Annotated in this window: 18 protein-coding genes; 5 read left to right on the top strand and 13 right to left on the bottom strand. The window is 58.8% G+C overall.

The features are described 5' to 3' along the window. Nucleotides 1–29 precede the first annotated feature (29 nt). From GSM73_RS08230 to GSM73_RS08220, 3 genes are all read left to right on the top strand, one after another. Nucleotides 30–944, top strand: a complete 915-nt coding sequence (locus tag GSM73_RS08230; protein ID WP_076384231.1) for a hydroxymethylglutaryl-CoA lyase — start codon at nucleotides 30–32, stop codon at nucleotides 942–944. Between the two features lie 286 nt (nucleotides 945–1230). Further along, on the top strand, nucleotides 1231–1686 hold the full coding sequence (locus tag GSM73_RS08225; RefSeq protein ID WP_047225603.1) for a (2Fe-2S)-binding protein: 456 nt from the start codon (nucleotides 1231–1233) through the stop codon (nucleotides 1684–1686). Between the two features lie 42 nt (nucleotides 1687–1728). Beyond that, nucleotides 1729–3864 carry a xanthine dehydrogenase family protein molybdopterin-binding subunit gene (locus tag GSM73_RS08220; protein WP_160892130.1) on the top strand — a complete coding sequence of 712 codons (2136 nt, stop codon included), beginning with the start codon at nucleotides 1729–1731 and terminating at the stop codon, nucleotides 3862–3864. Between the two features lie 11 nt (nucleotides 3865–3875). Here the strand turns inward: GSM73_RS08220 and GSM73_RS08215 are convergent, their stop codons facing one another. Beyond that, nucleotides 3876–4784: a LysR family transcriptional regulator gene (locus GSM73_RS08215; protein WP_107322817.1), complete on the bottom strand. Its 909-nt coding sequence runs from the start codon at nucleotides 4782–4784 to the stop codon at nucleotides 3876–3878. A gap of 231 nt (nucleotides 4785–5015) precedes the next feature. Here GSM73_RS08215 and GSM73_RS08210 point away from each other — a divergent pair, with 231 nt between their 5' ends. After that, nucleotides 5016–5510, top strand: coding sequence for a DoxX family protein (locus GSM73_RS08210; protein WP_047225600.1), 495 nt, complete (start codon nucleotides 5016–5018; stop codon nucleotides 5508–5510). Nucleotides 5511–5591: 81 nt separating this feature from the next. On the opposite strand, the gene GSM73_RS08205 is transcribed toward GSM73_RS08210, so the two are convergent. The 7 genes from GSM73_RS08205 to GSM73_RS08175 form a co-directional block, all read right to left on the bottom strand. Continuing rightward, the gene (locus GSM73_RS08205) at nucleotides 5592–6809 is read right to left on the bottom strand and encodes an alpha/beta fold hydrolase (protein WP_047225861.1); all 1218 of its coding nucleotides are present in this window, start codon (nucleotides 6807–6809) and stop codon (nucleotides 5592–5594) included. 156 nt (nucleotides 6810–6965) lie between these two features. Beyond that, nucleotides 6966–7970 (bottom strand): alpha/beta hydrolase fold domain-containing protein, encoded by a 1005-nt coding sequence (locus GSM73_RS08200; RefSeq protein ID WP_047225599.1) that lies wholly within the window; start codon nucleotides 7968–7970, stop codon nucleotides 6966–6968. A gap of 84 nt (nucleotides 7971–8054) precedes the next feature. Next, on the bottom strand, nucleotides 8055–8372 hold the full coding sequence (locus tag GSM73_RS08195) for a DUF4387 family protein (protein WP_047225598.1): 318 nt from the start codon (nucleotides 8370–8372) through the stop codon (nucleotides 8055–8057). Nucleotide 8373: 1 nt separating this feature from the next. Further along, nucleotides 8374–9741 carry an acyclic terpene utilization AtuA family protein gene (locus GSM73_RS08190; RefSeq protein ID WP_160892128.1) on the bottom strand — a complete coding sequence of 456 codons (1368 nt, stop codon included), beginning with the start codon at nucleotides 9739–9741 and terminating at the stop codon, nucleotides 8374–8376. Beyond that, entirely contained in the window at nucleotides 9738–10766 is a 1029-nt protein-coding gene (locus tag GSM73_RS08185; RefSeq protein ID WP_160892126.1) for a phosphoglycerate dehydrogenase, read from the bottom strand. The genes GSM73_RS08190 and GSM73_RS08185 overlap by 4 nt, the downstream gene beginning before the upstream one ends. Nucleotides 10767–10819: 53 nt before the next feature. Beyond that, nucleotides 10820–12217: an OprD family outer membrane porin gene (locus GSM73_RS08180; RefSeq protein ID WP_047225595.1), complete on the bottom strand. Its 1398-nt coding sequence runs from the start codon at nucleotides 12215–12217 to the stop codon at nucleotides 10820–10822. Between the two features lie 90 nt (nucleotides 12218–12307). Further along, nucleotides 12308–13597, bottom strand: coding sequence for a CitMHS family transporter (locus tag GSM73_RS08175; protein ID WP_047225594.1), 1290 nt, complete (start codon nucleotides 13595–13597; stop codon nucleotides 12308–12310). A 336-nt stretch (nucleotides 13598–13933) separates the two neighbouring features. On the opposite strand from GSM73_RS08175, the gene GSM73_RS08170 reads away from it, so the two are divergent. After that, nucleotides 13934–15133, top strand: a complete 1200-nt coding sequence (locus tag GSM73_RS08170) for a citrate synthase (protein WP_076384217.1) — start codon at nucleotides 13934–13936, stop codon at nucleotides 15131–15133. Here the strand turns inward: GSM73_RS08170 and GSM73_RS08165 are convergent. From GSM73_RS08165 to GSM73_RS08145, 5 genes are all read right to left on the bottom strand, one after another. Further along, entirely contained in the window at nucleotides 15130–16506 is a 1377-nt protein-coding gene (locus tag GSM73_RS08165) for an MmgE/PrpD family protein (protein ID WP_178129668.1), read from the bottom strand. The two genes, GSM73_RS08170 and GSM73_RS08165, sit on opposite strands and share 4 nt — an antisense overlap. 83 nt (nucleotides 16507–16589) lie before the next feature. Beyond that, on the bottom strand, nucleotides 16590–16898 hold the full coding sequence (locus GSM73_RS08160) for a DUF4387 domain-containing protein (protein ID WP_047225592.1): 309 nt from the start codon (nucleotides 16896–16898) through the stop codon (nucleotides 16590–16592). Then, nucleotides 16898–18310: an acyclic terpene utilization AtuA family protein gene (locus tag GSM73_RS08155; RefSeq protein WP_139049837.1), complete on the bottom strand. Its 1413-nt coding sequence runs from the start codon at nucleotides 18308–18310 to the stop codon at nucleotides 16898–16900. The genes GSM73_RS08160 and GSM73_RS08155 overlap by 1 nt, the downstream gene beginning before the upstream one ends. Nucleotides 18311–18632: 322 nt before the next feature. Continuing rightward, the gene (locus GSM73_RS08150) at nucleotides 18633–19958 is read right to left on the bottom strand and encodes an NTP/NDP exchange transporter (protein WP_107322820.1); all 1326 of its coding nucleotides are present in this window, start codon (nucleotides 19956–19958) and stop codon (nucleotides 18633–18635) included. A gap of 69 nt (nucleotides 19959–20027) precedes the next feature. Further along, complete coding sequence (locus GSM73_RS08145; protein WP_047225589.1) at nucleotides 20028–21083, bottom strand: oxidoreductase; 1056 nt, start codon at nucleotides 21081–21083, stop codon at nucleotides 20028–20030. Nucleotides 21084–21111: the final 28 nt, after the last annotated feature.

Below are 21111 nucleotides of genomic sequence, written 5' to 3'. Positions count from 1 at the left end.
CTCCTCACCGTTACCCGGAGAACCGCCCCATGAGCAAACGCCTGTACATCCAGGAAGTCGTCACCCGCGACGGCTTCCAGAGCGAAGCCCAGTTCATCCCCAGCGAAGACAAGATCGCCCTGATCGATCGCCTGGCACAAACCGGCCTGGCGAAGATCGAAGTCACCTCCTTCACCTCGCCCAAGGCGATTCCCAGCCTGCGCGATGCCGAAGCGGTGATGCGCGGCATCCGTCGCGTGCCAGGGGTGGAATACAGCGTGCTGGTGCCCAATGTGAAGGGCTGTGAGCGGGCATTGGCCTGCGAGGTTGACGAGATCAACCTGGTGATGTCGGCCAGCGACAGCCACGGCGTGGCCAACCTACGCATGACTGCCGAACAATCGCTCGAGCAGTTCCGCCAGATCATTGCCGTCAGCCAGGGTAGCGGCGTGTTCATCAATGCCTCGTTGTCGACCGCCTTCGGCTGCCCGTTCGAGGGCCAGGTCGCCGAAGCGCGGGTCCACGGGCTGATCCAACGCTTGCTGGACATTGGCGTGCAGGGCGTGACCTTGTGTGACACCACTGGCATGGCCGATCCGGCGCAGGTCGCGCGCATCTGCCGTGAAGCCCTGGCGCGCTGGCCGCAGACCCCGTTTACCCTACACTTTCACAACACCCGAGGCATGGGACTGGCCAATGCCCTGGCGGCACTGGACGCCGGTATTGATCGTTTCGATGCCTCGCTCGGAGGGCTGGGCGGCTGCCCCTATGCGCCTGGCGCCAGCGGTAATATTTGCAGCGAGGATCTGGTGCACATGTTCCAACGCATGGGCCTGGACACCGGTGTCGACCTGGACAAACTGCTGGCGGCGGCGGCCACCCTGCCAACGCTGGTCGGTCACCCGGTGCCAGGGGCAATTCTCAAGGCCGGCAAGTCCGACCGACGCTATGCAAAAGCTCAATAGATACCAAGCCGGTAGCCTCGGGCCGAGGCTACCGCGCCGATAGTCGAGCGCCTCACCGCCCCCTCCAGAATCGGCCGATATTGTTATTGCGCCCTGCACAGACCATTCAAATCTGCTGGCTTTATAGCCGGAGCAGCTGCCTTGTAAGCTCCCTCTCGATCCCCATTGGCGACAAAGCCGGTGAGTGATTGCCGATCATCGATCCGGTTTGAGCGCGCCGGTATCCGTCGCCATCGGTGTCTTCAATGTCGCCACGGATCTTCTCTTCGCAGACTGGGAGTCAACGATGAAGCTACAGGTCAATGAACGCGAACTGGAGGTGGATGCGCCCGCCGATATGCCGCTGTTATGGGTCATTCGAGACCTCATGAACATGACCGGCACCAAGTTCGGTTGCGGTATGGGCCTATGTGGCGCCTGCACCGTGCATATCGACGGCTCGCCCCAGCGCAGTTGCATCACGCCGGTCGGTGCCCTGGCCGGTAAAAAAATCACCACTATCGAAGGGCTGTCAGCCGATATCAGCCATCCGGTTCAGCGTGCCTGGACCGAACTGGATGTGGTCCAGTGCGGCTATTGCCAGTCCGGTCAGATCATGGCCGCCGCTGCATTGCTGACCAGCAACCCTGCCCCCACCGACGCCGACATCGATCAGGCCATGGCCGGCAATCTATGTCGTTGCGGTACGTACCAGCGCATTCGTTTGGCAATCCACCGGGCCGCCGAACTGAGCAAAGCCTGACCCCATCCTCTCAGCCACCTTTCAGCCAGGGAGTGCTCTGCAATGAATGCCATGATTGTCTCTTCTCGTCGCAGTTTTCTTAAGTCCGGCACCGTGCTCGGCACTGGCCTGATTGTCGGTTTCACGGTGCCCGCTGGCAGACGCCTGATGGCGCAAGACCTGGAGTCCGCCGAATTCGCGCCCAATGCATTTCTGCGCATAGCCGCGGATGACAGCATCACCATTTTCCTGGCCCATTCCGAGATGGGTCAGGGGGTCTGGACCACCCTGACCCTGCTCATCGCCGAAGAACTGGACGCGGACTGGAGCACACTCAAGGTCGAGCATGCGCCGGCCGCCGCCGTCTATGCCAGTCTGCGGCGTGGGTTTCAGGGCACGGTCGGCTCTTCCAGCATTCGTGATGAGTTCGAGCGTTATCGCCGGGCGGGCGCAATGGCGCGGGCGCTGTTGATCCAGGCAGCGGCCATTCGTCTTGGCCAGGCCCCCAGCGCATTGCGCACAGAACATGGAGAGGTCATCGCCGGCAACACCCGTCTGCGCTATGGCGAACTGGCCGAACAGGCCGCCACGCTGCCGTCGCCGGATCCGGCGACGCTGCCCCTGAAAGATCCGGCAGCCTGGACGCTCATCGGCAAGGGCGCCCTACGGCTGGACTCGCCAGAAAAGATCAGCGGTCGCGCGAAGTATGGCATCGACATCCAGTTCGAAGGATTGCTCTGCGCCGTGGTTGCACGGGCGCCGATGCTCGGCGGCAGCGTCCGCGCCTTCGATGCGACCCAGGCCAAGGCCCTGCCCGGCGTACGCCATGTGGTTCAGGTCCCCAGCGGCATTGCGGTCGTCGCTGATCACTACTGGGCGGCCAAGCGCGGGCGCGATGCGCTGCAAGTGCAATGGGAGGCTGCAAGCGGCACCGTCATCCTCGACAGCGACCAGCAACGCCAGGATTTAACCGCCCTGACCCACACACCGGGTGAAGTCGTCACGCAACGCGGCGAGGTGGAGCAAGCCCTGAAGTCTGCCCGCAAGGTAGTCGAGATGGCGTACAGCGTGCCCTACCTCGCGCACGCCACAATGGAGCCACTCAACTGCACCGTGAAGCTCAGCGACGATGGCTGCGACATCTGGGTCGGCAGCCAGATGCAAACGTTCAATCAACGAACCGCGGCAAAGATCACCGGTCTTGCCCCTGAGCAAATCCGTATTCACACCACCTTCCTGGGCGGCGGTTTTGGCAGGCGTGCCCTGCAGGATTTCATCGCCGAAGCGGTGGAAGTCGCCAAGGCTGTGAATGTGCCGGTGAAAACCCTCTGGAGCCGCGAGGATGATATGCAGGGTGGTTACTACCGGGCAGCCTTCGCCCAACACCTGCGCGTTGCCTTGGGGGCGGACGGGCGACCGGTGGCCTGGTCGCAAACCACGGCGGGGCAATCGATATTTCCGGATGCGTCGGGCATTCACCCGACGTCTGTCGAAGGCATGAGCGACTCGCCCTACATCATGCGCAGCCCGGCCTATCGGGTCGAAGCGCACGCCCCTCGGTCGAACATTCCGGTGTGGTATTGGCGCTCCGTTGGGCACAGCCACAACGCGTTCGTCATGGAGAGCGCGGTGGATGAACTGGCACACGCCGCCGGACAGGACCCACTGGCGTATCGCCGCCTGCTGCTTGAATCGGACCCACGGCACCTGGGCGTGTTGAACCTTGCCGCCGAACGCTTCGGTTGGGGGCGCACGCCAGCACCGGGACGCGGCCACGGCCTCGCCGTGCATCAATCATTTGGCAGCTACTGTGCTCAAGCGGTGGAGGTTTCCATCAAAGGTGGGAATATCCGCGTTCATCGCGTGGTGTGCGCGATCGACTGCGGCATCCCGGTCAACCCTGACAACATCAAGGCACAGATGGAAAGCGCTATTGTCTTCGGCCTCAGCGCAGCGCTGTTCGGGCAGATGAGCATCAAGGAGGGTCGTATCCAACAGTCCAACTTTCACGATTACCGGGTGCTGCGCATCAACGAAATGCCGCAGATCGAGGCGCATGTACTGCCCAGCACCGAGAGCCCTGGCGGTGTGGGCGAACCCGCGACGCCCCCCATCGCTGCGGCCGTGGCCAACGCGGTCTTCGCCCTGACGGGTCAACGCTTGCGCGAACTGCCGTTGCGTCCATCGAGCAGTACATGAAGCGAAGGCCTTCAGGTCAGCGGGCCAAAGCGTTCGGCATACAGGGCGCTCACCCACTCGACAAACACCTTGAGTCGTGGAGAGAGCTGGCGGTGATAGGGATACAACACCGAAATCGGGAGTCCGGGACTGGGCCAGCCACCGAGGACCTCGACCAACTCCCCTGACGCCAGGTATTGCTCCACGCGAAAGCGCGGCACCTGGATCAGTCCACAGCCGTTCAACGCACAGCAGCAGTAAGACTCGGCGTCATTCACTGAAATCCAGCCCCCCGGCTCCAGCTCGACCACTTGGCCGTCAATGACAAAGGTGAACGGGTAACGTATGTCGTGATTGCTGGCAAAAAAGCCCACGGCCTGATGTTCAGCAAGCTGCTGTGGAAACATAGGCGTGCCGTGTTCGGCCAGATAGCCGGGGCTGGCACAGACCACTTCAGGCATCAACGCCAGCCGCTTGGCCACCAGCGAAGAATCACGCGGATTACCGGCACGGACCACGCAATCGACGCCTTCGCTCACCAGATCCACCAGCCGGTCGCCGCAGCTGATGACCAGGTTGATTTGGGGATAGCGCCGATGAAAATCCTGGATGTTCGGCAGGATGATCCGAGTCGCATGGGTCCCGTGCAAATCCAGACGCAAAGTGCCGCGCGGATTCGCCACGACCGTGCTGAGTGAAGACTCGGCGTCCTCCAGATCTGCGAGCACAGCCTTGCATCGCTCATAGAAGGCCTGACCGTCGAGTGTCGGCCGCACCCGCCGGGTTGTACGCTCGAGCAGACGCGCACCGAGCTGCCGCTCCAGCTCCTTGATGGCCAGCGTAGCTGTGGCCCGCGGGATATTCAGACCGTTGGCGGCACGAGTAAAACTGCCTTGCTCGATGATGCGAATGAACAGTTGCAAGGCATCGAATTTATCCATCGTGTGACGCCCTTTTATTGGTGAGAGATGAACAGTCTTACCCGCGATGCCTGACTAATCCACCCCATCGAAGCAATCAGTATCACTTTCACGACGGTGCAAGGTCCAGCGTGGGCCGATTGTTTATGGGAGGTGAATGGTCATGGCAGCCCCGTCGATTTATCCATCGGCAGGAAGACACCACACTGTCCTCGTCAACCTTTTGATAAACGACTCCAGGACATCATTCAGATGAAACCGACATCTCACGCTCCCAATGCTGAACAGCCCTCGAAGCTGGTCGTCCCGGCCCTGGGTATTTTTTATCAATGGGGCGAGCCTCTCGCCTATGCAATGCTCCGGTTATGCCTGGGGATCATCATGGTGACCCATGGCTTGCCCAAGCTGTTGGGAACTTCACACGGCTCGATGGCGGATCCCATGGCGGGTTCGATTCACTTGATCGCAAACGTCCTGCACCTGCCATTCCCCGCGCTATTGGGCCTGTTCGTCGCCTGGCTTGAAGGTTTGGGTGGGTTGCTGCTGGCGCTAGGATTGGCCACCCGGCCGTTGGCGGTGGCGATGGCCATACAGATGGCGGCGATCGCTTACATCCTTGGCCCGAACTGGCCCTGGATAGACCGTGGCATCGAATACCCGGTGTTGATGGGCTTTCTGTTCACTTACATCGCCTTCAAGGGGGCAGGTCGTCACTCACTGGACCGCCTATGGGGGCGTGAATTCTGACGCCTGCGCGACGCTTATCGACCGGCATCGGCTGACAGTCGATAAGCACGGCGGTTAAATGAGCAACGAATTCACCCGTGTTCAATCATCGTTGAATGGAGCGCTCGGATTCCTTTCACCCGGCGCCCCAGGCCGCTGAATCGTGGCGCAGTTCGAATCATAGCCCTGCCCCTCGAGTTGGGCGCGTGCAAAAGCAAACGCTTCATTCAACGAGCCATGCATCACCCCGTCATGCCCCAATCCTTCATAGGTTTGCCAGGTGACCTGGTTTCCAGCCGCGCACAGCGCCGCCGCCACCGCGTACTGTCGTACCGGGGTGATGGTCTCATCGGCCTGGCCGGTGGCAATCAGCAATGGAAAAGCGATCGTTGCCTGGGGCATATCGGTCGTGGGCGTGCGCAGTGCGCTCAACGCTTGCGCACTGATGGTCAGCAACTGCGAAAACGAACCGATTTTCAGCTCCCGCGACTTGAGGGCAATTTCCCGCGTACAGCTTTGCCGGGCAACGTCGAGAAGCTGCAGCCCTTCAGGCGTCAGTAGGTCGTCTATTCGGGGCGCGTTGTCGCGTAACCCGCCAGTGGCCAACGACAGGAAGATCGTATTGGAATGGCGCGCCTCAAGCGCGATGGGCCCGTCGGGGAATGTGCTATTGGGCGCTGTGATAACCGCACCGAGAATATTGAGTTCAGGTGCATAGCTGGCGGCGAGTATCGACGCGCCCAGAGCGGCGCCGCCCCCCTGGGACTGCCCCGCCAGGATCGTGCGGTTGGCAATCACACCGGGCTTGAGTGCGCGGGCAGCACGGACCGCATCCAGGACAGAGCTGCCTTCGGCCTGCCAGACCGTATAAGGGTGAGGCCCTGGCCCCCCCAGGCCTTGATAATCAGTGGCCACGACGGCGAATCCGCGCTCCAGCCAACGATTGATGTACGCAGCGTCACGCGCTCTGAACCCGGTCCACGAGGGCGCGCATATGTCGGCGATCCCCAGCGTACCGTGGGCCCAGGCCAAGAGCGGCCAACCTTCAGACGGAGCAGGACCGCTCGGCATGAACAGCGTGCCGCTGACAGGCACCTGGCCTGAGTGCCAACGCTGGTCCGTGGAACTGTAGAGCATGCGTATGGTTTGCGCTGCGGCTGGCACCCGCTCCTGCGGTTTGAGCGTTTCGCTCCTCAGCAAAACACCGGGAACAGTGGGCATTGGGTCCTGCCAGCGATAAAACGCAGAAAGCTCCATATCACCTGCGGCACGCCCGACCGGAAGTTCACCGGCAGCCATTGCGCTGAACGCAAGGGTCATGATGCTCCCAAGACAGATCCGCGTCACAAGTGAAGAAGCAAGGGTTCGAAGAATCAGCATTTAGCGTTCGCCTCATGATGAAGAAGGCCCCAGCACAATGGTCTGGAGGCCACGAGAGTCAGTGTTCAGGATCAGGATGACTGGCCGGACGGCGCACTACGCCAGTGCCTGACGCAACGCAGTGGCTTGGGTGAAAATCACATCCCGTACGACAGGTGCAACTTCATTGAATCGCAGGAACCCGTGGGTCATGTTCGCAAGGACTTCCAGGTGCGTCGCCACACCGGCAGCGTGCAACTTATCCGCCAGCTCACAGTTTTCGTCGTACAACGGATCAAGTTTTCCGACGATCAAGCGCACAGGCGGGAGCCCAGCCAGATCAGCGGTGATCGGCTGCACCCGCCAGTCATCTTCATCCTCGGCCAGGTAGCTCGCCCAATAAGCGCTCATCGTTTTGGCAGACAAGTTTTGCCCGCCATACCCACCGAGTCTCTGCCACGAATCGGAAGAAACGCCTCGGGAATAGGAGCCGTAGTACAGCATCAGCTGTCGCACCGCATCCATTCCAGCGTCGCGCAGCGCAAGGGCGGCGCCCAGGGCCAGATTGGCGCCCGCCGAGTCCCCACCCAGGGCATACCCCCGCACAGGACAATGAGTGATTGTCCCCAGGTTGATGACCCTGCTGACTATCGACACCACCTCGTTAAACGCCACTGGAAAACGGTATTCCGGCGAGAGGGCATAGCCGATGGACAACACCGCCAAGCCGCTGTCACGCACCAACTGGCGCAGAGGAGCGTCCCAATCGGCGAGTGCTCCGTGTCGAAACCCGCCGCCGTGACAATAGAACAGCAGCAAGGGCGTCTCATCGTCTTCCGGCCAATACAGCTTGCACGGAACAACCCGACAATTGACCGAAAACTCCAACATGCGCTCGCAGGACAAAGGCACACTGGGTCGCGACGCCCATGCGCTGATTCGTTGCAACTGCGCGCGAACCTTCTGAATCTCTCCTTCGACGACAGGAAGCAGACCCAGCTCGCGTAACGTCGCCGCGACGCTGACCAGGTCTGGATGAACCTCGTTAGGATCGACGAGCACCACGTCTGTCCCCTCACCGCCCACTTTCGGGTTGTCGCACTTCTCACCGAGCCTGGACATCGCCACCTCTGATTATCGGTTGTCTGCCGCCACGTTGAACAACGGCGCCATTAAGAGCCTGCCTTGATGAATGGCTGGCGCTGGTCATTGTTCGGATTCCAGGATCGCGTCCCTCACCATGAAGGCCCATTGCGCGCCGTGCATATCACGATCCTGCAGAGCCCCCTGCACCACGGGACGCGGCAGGCTGATCTTGATCACATTCAATGCATCGATCCGAAACACGCTGATCGACTCGACGGTCCGGCGAAAGAGCTGAGCAATGGCCGGCGCTTGCAGTTTCGGTTCGCCCGCCAGCTGGGCAAAAACATCCGAGTCCTGACAAAACACATCAATGGTCAAAGAAAAGGGGCCGGCGTTCTTGGAGCGGATTTCGTAGCCGAGTGCTTCCATGGTATTCATCTCACGCCGCCTCAATGGTTTTCATGTCAAATCGAAAAGGTGCCAACGGATTCGCCACGACCATCACATGGCTGAGCACGAACTCATAAACCACTCCCCGGTCCATCGAGGCTGGAGAGAATGGAAACGCATGGGTGGGCAGGTCTTTGTCACCTGGCAACGGGAAGTGCAACAGGTAAGGATTGAGCAAAGCGACGATGTCTTTCGTGCGTTCGGCAGTTGCGGAAGTCGCCAGGGCCATGACGCCTATTTCCACTGGGGTGGCGGATCGCGATTCAAAATCCCCCAACGCCGCGTTCTTGCCAATCGCGCGAAACTGCAGGTCGTAGTCGCCCGATCCGATATTCAGATGTTTTTCTATTCGCTGGCGCATCACCGAATCGAGACAGGCGAGCCATTCATCGAAGCGCTCAAGGTACTCGGTGTCCCGGACAATACTCATGACAACCGATTGAAACCCGCAAGGCGCCGCACCTTCCAGCTTGACGGTGTAGTCTTCACTGGGTTTCCAGATCGAGCCTTCTACCCGCACCGTTCGCTCGTCGATCGCGGTGTACACAGCCCCCTCGACATCCAGCACACCACCCGGCTCGACGAGCACGTAGGGATTGCTGTTCTCATAGAGCATGTGAGCCATCACCGATCGTGGCGTAAGCCGGGCACCCTCACCAATCGCCTCGATGGTGAATCCCGTTTCGTCAATGGTTGCCATGACCACGGCCTGGGCGGGTGTGGTGGTACAGGATGCGCCACATTCTAGAATCTTCCCGGCGTGCCAGGCGACCCCTGGATGTCCCCCTCGCATGATCGGGAGCGACGCCATGACGGCGGTGTCCGTGGAGCGACCGGCCAGGATGATGTCCGCGCCTTCCTGGAGCGCATGAATGAAGGGTTCCACGCCCATGAGCGCGACTATTCGAGAACAGCGATCCACCAAGGCATCATCAATAAAATCAAGCTGCAGCGGTTTGATCCGCTTCTCCAAAAGTGCTGTTTTCACAGAACTTGCTGGCTGCTCGCTGTAGATGCCCGCGATACGTACGGTCTGCCCCAGCTCTGCCGCGACCTCCTCACAGAGCCCGCGCATCAAATCGACACCCGCGTCGGAACCACAGGTTCCGCAGCTGCCAATGATGAGCGGGATCCCCAGCTTTTCCCGGGCCTGCATGAAGACCCGAAGCTCTGCGCGCAATATCGAAGCAGAAGACTTCGTCGTGCCAGTACCGAGATAGTGCGGACCCGAGTCGGTGGACCCCGCATCCATTGCAATCACATCGGGACATTCCAGAAGCGCCTTCTCAAACGCATCTCTCGGGAATCCGGTGCCGATTGCACCCGTTGGCGTAAGCACCTTGATCTTGACGTTCATGTATTTTCCTTTGCAACGGTATGTCGACGGCCGTCTGCGATGACACAGTGCCCAGGCGGGCTCCGCCCTTCCAGGACCGCCACCACACACTGGGCTGCAATTAAATTGGTGCGATTCAAGCCTTCCACCGTAGAGGCGCCGGCATGGGGGGTCACGACCACGTTGGGAAGTTTGATGAGCTGCTCTGTCACTGCCGACAGTGAAGGGTCGGACTCGCTTTCGAACACATCGAGTCCTGCCCCGGCGATGTCTTCCTGTTGCAGGGCTTTCAACAGATCCGCGTCGCGCACCAGGCCACCTCGGGCGGTATTGATCAGCACGGCGCCAGCTTTCATCGACTTTAAAGCGCGGCTGTCAATCATTCCCCGGGTCTGCGGGTTAAGGGGGGCATGAAGCGTAATGAAGTCACTTTCCTGAAACAGGGTCTCCATATCTACGAAGCAGCTCTGCCCCCCGTTGGCTTTTTGTGAACTGTCTGGGCGAGGGGCATAAATCAGGGGTTTGACTTCGAACCCGGCGAGGCGCAGCAAGACGCCTTTGCCGATTCTGCCCAATCCGACGATTCCGACCGTTTTGCGATACAGGTCACCGCCCAAGGGAATGCTCCAGTCGTTGGCAGACAGCCCCGCCTGACATTGTTTTAGCTTGCGACACACCGCGAGCATCAGCGCAATCGTATGGTCAGCGACACTTGCATCATTTCCACCGACGGCGATCGTTGCGACCTTTCCGGCCGCTTCCACCGCCACCGTATCAATGCGCTCATACCCCACGCCACGGCGGGAGATCACCTTGAGCCGAGGGAGCGAACCGAGCAGGCTGGCCGTCACATTCGCGTGCCCTAAAATCCACCCGTCAGCGTCAATCAGGAGGTCGATCAATTGCCGCTCACTCAAACTTCCGTCGGCAACTCCCGGCGCAAGTTCTGCGATGATGACTTCACAACCGCAATGCTTGAGAAAATCAAGGGTCGCCGAATCAAAAAAACGTTGTGTGACGACAACCCGATGACGAGTTTTAGGCATCGCGCACCTCCCGACATAGTTTAAATAACCCGTATTCCATGAGCACACTCCACTCAAAACGCATAATCCAGGTACACCCGGGCTTCTGAGCCATTGACAACGTTATTGGGTTGGGCGGAAACAAGCGCAACAAAATCCTGGTCGATTCTGTAATCGAGATAAATCAAACCAACGGAAAGGCCGGCGTACTCTTTGTCATCGAATCGATAATAAACGCGGTATTCGTTTTGCCTTTCCCAAACATCCGTCTTCTGACCACTGAACGGGTTCACGGCGTCAAAGTTTCCCTGCTTATAGAGCGCCATGACTTTAAACCCGTCCAATGACGCCCCCAGCAGCGAAATACCGCCCAGGTCGTACTCCGCCCCTACCTGCCAGGTTCTTTCACCATGATTGTTGAAATCGTTGCCGGAACGGGTCCACGCATCCATTCTCCCGTCCACGTTGTCCGCGTGGTCGAAATAGGCATAGCCCAGGTTGCCATTGCTCAGCTCGGCGTGTGTCTCGGAGAAGGAAACACCCAGGCGCAACTTATCGAGCAATAAGCCAAGGTTGACGTTTAACCACGTGGCCTCTTTATCATAGGCCGCGTCACCGGCGGACCAATCTTGCTCCCACAGTCGTCCCGCTTTTTGGAACTGATAATACTGAGTGTCTAAAATGATCCCTGCCGTTTCACCGATAGGTGCCTGCAGGGTCAAGCCATAACGGGTATTTTCATTGAAGTCCTTTGACACACCACGGGCATAGCTCAACTCAACGGCCTTCAGATCGTAGTTGACCCCATAGGTGTAGACGTTGCTTATTTCCTCACCCGACTGGCTTAGCAGCTTTCCGAACGCCTGCCTGTCCCGCGGAGAACTTCGATCGATATAAGCCGCTTCGAAAGCCATCGTTCCGGGCAGCGGCCCGATGCCCATGTCAGTCAAGTTGAAATGGGCACGCGCGCCCTGATAGGAACCCGGCACGAGTCGCGTGTCATTGCTGACCAGGGTGCCCGCGTCAAATCGACCTCGGCCTATTTGTGAGTCTGCGTTCCATCCCTCGCCGACGTGGCGCAACTTCAAGTAACTTTGCCCGACTTTTGCAAAGCCACCGTTAGAACCATCGTCATTATCAAACAGGTCGCGGCTGTCCTGCTCGGAATCGATCATTGCCACACCGTACAAGGATGCATCAAAGCCTACGACGCCGCCCCAGTAGTTAGAGTTGTAATCCAGGATCGCGCCGACCCCTACCCCACCTAATTCGGAGCCGGTCGAAAACCCGCCGAAGCTGTCCTCAATCAGGTCGTTGGATATTCGCGTATTGATGTACATGGATCGAAGATAAGCATTCAACTTGCCTTCATGCTGAAATCTATCCGGATAGCTGATACTCGCAGAAAAACAACTGCCCGATGCAAACAGCGTAGCGAGATATGTCATTGCGACGGCTTTAGTCGATTTCATGATCACCTCAATTATTATTTTTATTTTTTCAATGAGCAGGCGTGAGCTGGCACTGCTTTAAACAAGCAGTGCAGGGATACAGGTGGATCTTTAAATAATTGCTCTTGTAACGATGGCGGTTGCTATGAGCGTGAGGCTGCTGCCGATTGCCCACAACAAGCAATATCTTTGCATCTCGCCCATGTCCCGCTGGATAATCCCGCTGATGAGATAAACAGCGGCAACGAGTGGACTTAATGCGTGAACCGGTTGCCCAAGCACCGAGGCGCGGGCGATGTGCATCGGGTCTATGCCATATTCCGCGCCCGCCGCGCCAAGCACCGGCAAGATCCCAAAGAAGAACGCGTCATTGGAAAGCAGGAAATTAAGCGGCAGCGCGACAAGGGCGGTAATGATGCTGAAGTACTGCCCGCCGCCATCAGGAATCATCTGCACGATCCGCGCCGACATCCCATCGACCATTCCCGTGCCGGATAGAATGCCAGTGAAGACCCCTGAAGCGAATATCAGGGCAATGACCGTCAACACACTGTCGGAATGAGCGGCGATTCTCGCTTTCTGCTCCGCCAAACGTGGATAGTTGATCAGCAACGCCAGGGAAAACCCCACCATCATCACCAGGGGTAACGGTGCCAGTCCTGTACCCATGGCGTACATCAGCGCGGCCGTGAGTGCCAGGTTGACCCAGAACAGCCTGGGGTTTTGCGTGGCCGATTCGATAAGGGGTAGAGGCAGCTCTTCAGACACAGTGTCCTTTGCCATGGGCGTCCACCCCAAACGGCGTCGCTCTTTGCGGCCTATCCACACTGCCACGATAAACGCGTAGGCCAGACCTGCAAACATGGCGGGTACAAGGCCCAGGAATATCTCGCTGACATCCAGATGCAGCGCGCTGGCAGCCCGCGCTACCGGCCCACCCCAAGGGATGATGTTAACGACCGTATTGGTCAACAGAAGCATCAGTGCAAGGATGAGCGGGTTAATCCCAAGGCGAAGGTAGAGCGGCAAAAACGCCGTTGTCACGATCAGCACCGTCGTTGCCCCATCCCCATCGAAGGAGATGACCGACGACAGCAAAGCGGTGCCGAGCACCACACGAAGGGGATCATTTCCCACATAACGCAGAATCCGGCGAACCGCGGGCTCGAACAGCCCCGCGTCGAACATGATTGCGAAATACAGGATTGCAAACATCAACATCAATGCCGTTGGCGCCACTTGCTGGACGCCTTCCATCACCATGCCGCCCAACTCCGGTCCTGCGCCGCTGGCCAGCCCGAAAGCAATCGGGATGAGGATGAGCGCTGTCACAGCAGAAAGTCGCTTGCTGATGATCAACGCCATAAACGTGATGACCATTGCGAAACCTAACCAAGCCATGCCTATCACCTTTTCTTGTTTTTTTTATCAATGTCGTAGCAAATCAATGTGAACGACCGGCCACTCCCGAGGAATCTACATAGGGGAGAAAACCCTGTAAATCTTGATTTTTTTCGTCAACATCCCGCAAATACTGGGGCAAACGTGCTCGTGAAAAGATATCTCAGGGACGCTGGTCGGCTTTCAATGCCCACATCCGTCGGTCCCTCTGTGTAGACCGTCCATTGCTGACTCCCTTTGAAAACACGACGGAATGGATATCCTGGTAGACATTGACGCAAGGCAGGTATATTTAGTGAATATGTACAAACCCCCATCAACCTGTTCGGATCCGTCATGCCTGATCAAGAAGACCTTTACCTTTCGGCAGAAGAAGCGGCTGGAATGCTGGGGGTCAGCCTTCCAACCCTTTATGCCTACGTCAGCCGGAAGAACATTCGGTCCGTCAAGATCGCCAACACGCCCAAGCGTCGCTATTGGGCCGAAGACATCCAGCGCTTGGTGAAAAGCCCCGCGGGGCACGCTGCAAAGCGCTCGTCGTCATCGGACAGCGCCATTACATTGATCACCGATGACGGCCTCTTCTACAGGGGGCACGACGTCGTCGAGCTCGCCGACCACGCCACGGTCGAGGAGGTCGCCGGATTGATGTGGCAGGTGCCATCGGCCTTCGGACCGTCGCTGCCGCGCGCGCCGAAGGATAGCGTCAAACTGCTGAAGATCTATGAGCACATGTCAGCGCCGGAGAAGGCAATTGCACTTTTCCCGCTGGTTCAAAGGGAGAACCCCAAAGCCTTCGATCTTTCCATCGACAGCTATGCACGCACCGGCGCCGATGTCGTGAGATGGTTTGCCGCGTTGGTCGTGGGCGCGACCCAACCAAGCACACAACCCTTGCACGAATTCATTACCCAGGCCTGCGCAGCCCCGCCAGCCCACGCCGATCTGATCAGGCGTCTTCTGATCCTCAGCGTCGATCATGAACTGGACCACGCCACTCACAGCGTTCGCGTTGCCGCCACGACCGGCGCCACCCCCTACTACGCAGCGATCGCGGGACTCGCGGCCGCCAGGGGTCATAAGATCGCCTATGGCAGAAACGAAGCCGCCAGCAGGATGATCGAGGAAATCTGTACAGCTACCGATCCCACCCAACCGATATTGCAACGGTACAGTCAGGAGGGGCACATCATCGGGTTCGGACCTAATGTCCACTCAGTCAGTGACCCACGTGCTACCAATCTGATGAAAGCGTTGACCGCTGCCTTCGAGGGCGACCCCGAATTTGCCAAGCTGCAGAAAGCTTTTTCGGTCGCCTCGGAACTCGTCGCATACCCCCCGGAATTCATTCTCCTGGTGAGTTTCATCGGTAGAAAGCTTGGGTTGCATCGGCAGGAAATCGCACTGGCGGGTGTCGGAAGATTGATCGGCTGGATAGCCCACGCCAGCGAGCAATACAACCAGCATCATGACGCTCGCCCCCGCGCTCGGTACACGGGGACTCTGCCAAGAGCGACCCACCTCGCCAGTGACTAGACAGAAGCAACCATGGCCGCAAACAGCGATGTGAATTCGGATTGGTGTTGAAGTTCAGCCACATACCCAAGCACCTTGGCCTGCGCCGACTCTTCAAGATGAGGTGAGGCCATCCTCCTGAATTTTCGTTCAAAATCGCTATCGGTCATCGGTGTTTCGACGGACCCCGGCCCGCTGATCATCTCGCTTACGACGATTTCGCCTGACACCAGCGTGGCGCTGACGCGGTTGGCAAGATGACGCGGAAACAATGCGGTGAGCGCGCCATCCTCCACCACGCTGATCTTGCCCATCAGGGCAACCACCATGGGATCAGCCATTTTTTCCGGCGAATAAGAGTCTATGGTGATGTCACCGTCGAGCAGCGCCCGGGCCACGTTGTAGGGCAAGCTGTGATCCGCCGTCTCCCGCGTTTTGGGCAACCATTTTTCAGGGGTGTCAGCCAACACTCGACGGTTGAACTCGGACGTTTGGATAACGATGCAAGCGATATCATCGAGATCGTCAATCCGGGCACGTATGTCCAGGGCTGCCCACACCGCGGTATGCAGCTCACCGTTGGTGGGAAAGGTCTTGGTCAGGGAGCGCCGTATAGCGTAATCACCATTCTCGGGCGTACCAAAACGATCCGTATCCAGGTCGAACGGGCCTGAGACCAATTTAAAGAATCCCATGTCCCCCTCGAACACCGGCGACGGGCCGGTCATGCCGTGACGCGACAGCTGGGCAGCGAAGATCGCATTACGTGCAGCGTTTGCGGCCGAGCAGCCCTTCCAGTCCGACAGGGATCCACTGCGAACCTGGCGCATGGCCAGATGAGCGCTCAACGCTATATTGATTGCCTGTGCGGTCTGCGCCACATCCAGCTTCATCAGACTGGAAGCCGCCGCGGCCATCGCCACATTTATGTAATTGACGTGGTCCCAGCCGCGCTTGTTCAGGCTGGCCGCGTCCTGCAGTCGCATCTGGATCTCATAGGCCAGCACAATGGCCGAAATGAGTTCTGCCCCGGTGGCCCCCTCGGCCTCTGCTAGCGCCAGGCAGGCCGGAATATTGTCACTCGGATGGCCCGGCTCCAGCCCCATATAACCATCGTTGTAGTCCAGGAAACGGACCATCACGCCATTGGCAAACGCCGCTATCTCTGGCGTTGTTTGGACAGTTGTTCCGAACACGCTGGACGCCTGCGCGGGATTGGCAACCGCATAACACACAGCGGCATTCACAGGCGCCGCTCCGTAGGCCCCCAATATGCACGCCAGACTGTCAATGAAGCGCTGTCGCACCAACGCGATGATCTCTTCGGGCAGTCGCTGATGCCTGAATTTATGCGCGTACTCTGCAAGTTGCAGCGCAATAGTCGTATTGCTCATGGTTGCCTCTGTTCTGCACCAGGGTTGGGTCTGCGCCGATGGCGGCGACGGCATCACCTGTTGCCAGGTGACGCGTGCGGTTCTCAGTCCAGAATGACGTCGAGTAAACGTACGTATTGCTGGCCGGCATGCATGTCGCGCTCCACCATCCCGCCTTGCGGCGTAGCGCGAGGGTAGGAAATCTTGACCATTTCCAGGTCAGCAACGGGAATATGTTTCACCCGTGCCGGATCGGTGCCATAGAGCCTTGCGAATTGCGCCGATGAAAGTGCTGCACTTTGTGAGTAACGCTCAAAGTTTTCACGCCCGTCAAAAAATATATCGAAGGTAATCCAGAACGGTCCGGCTTGTTTGGATCGAACATGTCGGCATACATCACGCAACTTAACCATTAACTCAACTCCTTCACAGCCAATGTTGACTCGGAAAGATCGATCCATTGAATACGCACCAACTCAAATGGGTCCTCCAATTGCACTACGTGATTTAACTTGAACTCATAAATCTGACCACGAGGTATATCAGCTGGGGTGAAAGCAAAGCCGTAAGAAGGCAATTCCTTGCCCATTACGCTGGGGTAGTGAAAAAAGTAGGGGTTGCATGCTTGGGCAATCGTATTTGCCATTTCTTGAGTCGCTGCTGTGGCGACAAATAGCATGCCTATTTCCGGCGGAGGCAAAGTTCCAACGGGGGGTTTTACGCCGGTGACGCCGTTCCAGCCATACATTCGCAGCGAGATATGAAACTCTCCCAACTCCTGCGGCGGGATGGATTGACGGGTCCGGGTGTACAGGGCTTCCAGCAGGCGGTCATGAAACCCATCAATATCATTGAGTACATCGGGGTCCTGGATACCCACTAACATGATTGTCTGATAGAGACCGGCCGCGGCGCCCTCCAGCTTCATTGTGTAGGGCATCGTCTCCCATTCAGACCCTACGACACGAACGGCTCGCTCGTTCAGCTTCTGGTAGCGCGCTTGTGCGACGTTCAGGATACCGCCGGGTTCCACCAATCGAAACGGGTCGCTATTTTCATAAAGCATGTGTGCAGAGACGCTATGGGGCGTGCACTGATTGTCTTTACTTAATGGCTCAACGTCGAAACCCTGCGCATCAACGCTGAGCAATATTCCCGAGCCCAATGTCGGGTTAACGGCGCACTGGACACCGCACTCCCCCGTTTTGCCGGCATGCCAGGACGGCCCCCAGGGCGCGCCCTTCCAGATCGGATAACAGGCAATGACCGCCGTGTCGGTCGAACGACCCGCCAAAATGATATCGGCGCCTGTTTCAAGCGCGGCAATGAACGGTTCTACACCCAGCGCCGCCACAATGTGTTCACAGCTGTCCACCGTAGCGTCATCGAGCTCACCGTGAGGCGGCAGCGGTTTGATACGCCCCTGTGCGTTCAGCTGCTTAACGGTATCCCTGTCCTGTTCACAATATATGAGCGCAATCTTTGGTGTGACGCCCAACTCTCCTGCAACCTCCAGGACTATATCGCGCGTCCAGTCCAGGTTGAGATCGCCACCGGCCTGTCCTGCCGTGCCGACAATTATCGGCACCCCGGACCAGGCCTGCGCCTTCATTAATATCGTCAAGTCGCGTTTGACCGCCCCGCGGTTATTCTTCGATTTTCCAAGTGCGAGATACGCTGCTCCACTATCGGTAGAACCGGCGTCCGTGGCAATTGCTTGCGCACCGGCCACCAGTCCATAAGTAATTTCTTCTTCACGAACGCCCGCCCCTAATGAACCACAAGGAACGATCACTTTGACGCAACCTTCAAATACCTGCCCCATAAAACCCTCTTCCGATTCACTCAGTCAGGCAATAATAAGGGCTGTAATCGTGTTGACAAGTGGACAAAAATTATCAATATAGGCCCGTTACCCAATGGGTTGCCGGGCATTCTTTCCGAGCATTCGCCTCCATTAATTCGCTGACCGAAATATACTTTTATCGATTAAGTTCAACACCGCTGAAAGTTCGTCTGAGCCTGCACACTTTTCAGAATAAAACTTTGATCTCCAGCGCATTCCGGGAACGCGATGACCGGCAGGACTCATGCGATGATGAACCACCCCGCGCACTCCCGCCGCGTGGCCTTTTGTGTACTCCGGGTTATGTTTCGACGGCGCTGGCGCTGGCGGCCACTCCCCGTGCCTGCTGCTGGTTATCGGCATGCTGTCCCAATTGCCATCCCAGATAGGCCCACAGCAGCGCGCAGCCCGCGCCGATCAGAGCCGCCAGGCCAGTGCCCTGCCCCAGCATGTCGAGCAGGCTCTTGGCCCAACCGCTCAGCGCATCACCGCCGCGATAAACCACGGTGTCGATGAAGTTCTTGGCCTTGTACTTGCTCTCGGCATCCAAGGGTGCGAAGAGCATTTCCCTGCCCGGCCGGACGAACGCGTATTCACCGATTCGCCGCACGATCATCAGGGCGGCAAGCAGTGCGAAGCCGGGGGCCAGCGCAAGACCCACGAACCCGATGCACATGAGCAGCGGCACGATCGCCAGTAACGCACGCACCCCCAGCTTCGGCGCAATGCGCCCGGTGATGAACAGCTGAGACACCAGAGCGCCAGCCTGCACGATGAAGTCAATGGTGCCGAAAACCCGGACCTGCGCCTCACGACTCGGAAAATGTTCGGCCACCAGGCGCGCCTGCTCGAAGTAGAGAAAGGTGGTGACCGTCGCCAGTAGCACGACGAACCCGGCGATCCCCAACAGGTAGGGTGACCTGAGCACCGCCGTCAAACCGCTGAACGGATTGCCCTGCAGTGGCTGCCCGGGGCTTTGCGTCGGTGCCGCACCAGGCCGCCCAGCCCCGCCCTTTTCGCGCCAGCCCATCAGCGCCCGCTTCAATACAAATGTGACACCCAGCAACAGCGCGGCCAGAAACATCAAGCCCGAGGCACCAATGGCCTCAATAAGCGCCGCGCTCAGGGCCGGCCCCAGCAGACCGCCGATGCTGGCGCCGGCAGCGATGAAGGCAAACAGCCGCTTGGCCTGTTCACTGTCGAATACATCCGCCATCAGGCTCCAGGCCACGGACACCACGAAGAGGTTATAAACCGATATCCATACGTAGAAAGTACGGGCGAGCCAGACGCTGTCCGATTGAAACTCGAACAATTCAACGAACATCAGCAAGTTGATCCCGAAGAAGCCGTACACCCAATCAACGAGGCGCAGGCGCGGGACCCGGGAACTGACCCAGGCAAACAACGGAACGGCCGCCAGCATCACCAGGAACGTGGCAGTGAACAGCCATTGCAGATTCTCCACGCCCGCCGCGATGCCCATCGATTCACGTATCGGGCGCAGCATGAAGTAGCCGGTAAAGAGGCAGAGGAACAACAAGAACCCGCACAGCGCCGGACGCAGCTCATCGTCACGGGCGTTCACGGCAAGGCTCAGTCGATGCAAGTAGGAAGGCGCACTCATGGAGACTCCTGGAAGGCGACAACAGGCAAGAGAGTGGGCACGCAACGGATTGCCGTGCCCAAGGCATGATCAGCGGTAGGTGACGCCGGTCAGTCGCTCGGAGACGGTCCAGAGCCGTTCGGCATCCGCCTCATGGGTGGCGGCCGGCGGCATCCTGGCGAAGCCCAATGGGCCGCGTTTTTCCTCGTCGCCGGTGGGGCCGTAGTAGGCACCGCCAACCGCCTCAGGCGCGGTGGCGGCATACAGCGTGGGCAGCGCCCCCTGGGCAGCTGAATGGTATACGTCGCGATCCTTGGCCCATCGCTGGCCGAACTCGCTGTTCAGACCCGGACCACGCGCGACCAACTCGGTGACGGCGACGCCTGGATGCGCAGCGATGCTGCGAATGTTCCAACCTGCGGCCTCGCTGCGCTGCTGCAAGGCAAAAGTCCAGTGCAGGATGGCCAGCTTGGACTGCGCGTAGGCGGCCAAAGGTTGGTACTGCTGCTCAGCCTGCAGGTCGTTGAAGTTCATTGTTCCGCGAGCCGCGGCGATGCTCGAAAGGCTCACCACGCGAGCGTCCTGGCTTTGCCGTAACAACGGCACCAGCAGGCCGGTCAGTGCGAAGTGCCCCAGGTAGTTGGTCGCCAACTGGAGCTCGAAGCCATCCGCGGAGGTACCCCGCTCAGGAGGCGCCATGACGGCGGCATTATTGATCAACACATCCAGGCGCGGCAGTCTCTGATTGAGACGCTGGGCCAGGCTGCGCACCGATGAAAGATTGGCCAGGTCCACGGCCTCGAACTGCACCTTGGCGTCGGGTACGGACGTTTTGATTTGCGCGATGGCCTGCGCGCCACGCTCCGGGTTGCGCGCAGCAATGATGACGTCGGCGCCGGCCCGGGCCAGTGCCAGTGCGTCCTCGTACCCCATGCCGCTCGTGCCGCCGGTGATCAGGACGATTCGACCTTCCTGGGAAGGCATGTCGCGGGTCGACCAGTCCGGTTTCGGCGCGACGCGACTGGACGCATCGATACTGACCGCGCTTAGCAGCACGGCGCCAACGGTCAGTGTTCGAGCCAGCTTCACCAGTCGGCTCAGGTTATTTGAAAGGCCCGTTTCGGTTGCTGCTGTTCTGATGCACATGGTTGAGCTCTCTATTTGGATGAAGAAC

Origin of the sequence: Pseudomonas sp. PICF6 (assembly GCF_009831705.1) — a bacterium.
GTDB lineage: Bacteria > Pseudomonadota > Gammaproteobacteria > Pseudomonadales > Pseudomonadaceae > Aquipseudomonas > Aquipseudomonas rhizophila.
The sequence above is the reverse complement of the archived record's forward strand: the minus strand, read 5'-3'. Positions and strand labels throughout refer to the sequence as shown.

Coding starts and splice junctions, on each gene's coding strand:
- GSM73_RS08230 (WP_076384231.1), top strand. CDS start 30: ATGAGCAAACGCCTGTACATCCAGGAAGTCGTCACCCGCGACGGCTTC.
- GSM73_RS08225 (WP_047225603.1), top strand. CDS start 1,231: ATGAAGCTACAGGTCAATGAACGCGAACTGGAGGTGGATGCGCCCGCC.
- GSM73_RS08220 (WP_160892130.1), top strand. CDS start 1,729: ATGAATGCCATGATTGTCTCTTCTCGTCGCAGTTTTCTTAAGTCCGGC.
- GSM73_RS08215 (WP_107322817.1), bottom strand. CDS start 4,784: ATGGATAAATTCGATGCCTTGCAACTGTTCATTCGCATCATCGAGCAA.
- GSM73_RS08210 (WP_047225600.1), top strand. CDS start 5,016: ATGAAACCGACATCTCACGCTCCCAATGCTGAACAGCCCTCGAAGCTG.
- GSM73_RS08205 (WP_047225861.1), bottom strand. CDS start 6,809: ATGACCCTTGCGTTCAGCGCAATGGCTGCCGGTGAACTTCCGGTCGGG.
- GSM73_RS08200 (WP_047225599.1), bottom strand. CDS start 7,970: ATGTCCAGGCTCGGTGAGAAGTGCGACAACCCGAAAGTGGGCGGTGAG.
- GSM73_RS08195 (WP_047225598.1), bottom strand. CDS start 8,372: ATGAATACCATGGAAGCACTCGGCTACGAAATCCGCTCCAAGAACGCC.
- GSM73_RS08190 (WP_160892128.1), bottom strand. CDS start 9,741: ATGAACGTCAAGATCAAGGTGCTTACGCCAACGGGTGCAATCGGCACC.
- GSM73_RS08185 (WP_160892126.1), bottom strand. CDS start 10,766: ATGCCTAAAACTCGTCATCGGGTTGTCGTCACACAACGTTTTTTTGAT.
- GSM73_RS08180 (WP_047225595.1), bottom strand. CDS start 12,217: ATGAAATCGACTAAAGCCGTCGCAATGACATATCTCGCTACGCTGTTT.
- GSM73_RS08175 (WP_047225594.1), bottom strand. CDS start 13,597: ATGGCTTGGTTAGGTTTCGCAATGGTCATCACGTTTATGGCGTTGATC.
- GSM73_RS08170 (WP_076384217.1), top strand. CDS start 13,934: ATGCCTGATCAAGAAGACCTTTACCTTTCGGCAGAAGAAGCGGCTGGA.
- GSM73_RS08165 (WP_178129668.1), bottom strand. CDS start 16,506: ATGAGCAATACGACTATTGCGCTGCAACTTGCAGAGTACGCGCATAAA.
- GSM73_RS08160 (WP_047225592.1), bottom strand. CDS start 16,898: ATGGTTAAGTTGCGTGATGTATGCCGACATGTTCGATCCAAACAAGCC.
- GSM73_RS08155 (WP_139049837.1), bottom strand. CDS start 18,310: ATGGGGCAGGTATTTGAAGGTTGCGTCAAAGTGATCGTTCCTTGTGGT.
- GSM73_RS08150 (WP_107322820.1), bottom strand. CDS start 19,958: ATGAGTGCGCCTTCCTACTTGCATCGACTGAGCCTTGCCGTGAACGCC.
- GSM73_RS08145 (WP_047225589.1), bottom strand. CDS start 21,083: ATGTGCATCAGAACAGCAGCAACCGAAACGGGCCTTTCAAATAACCTG.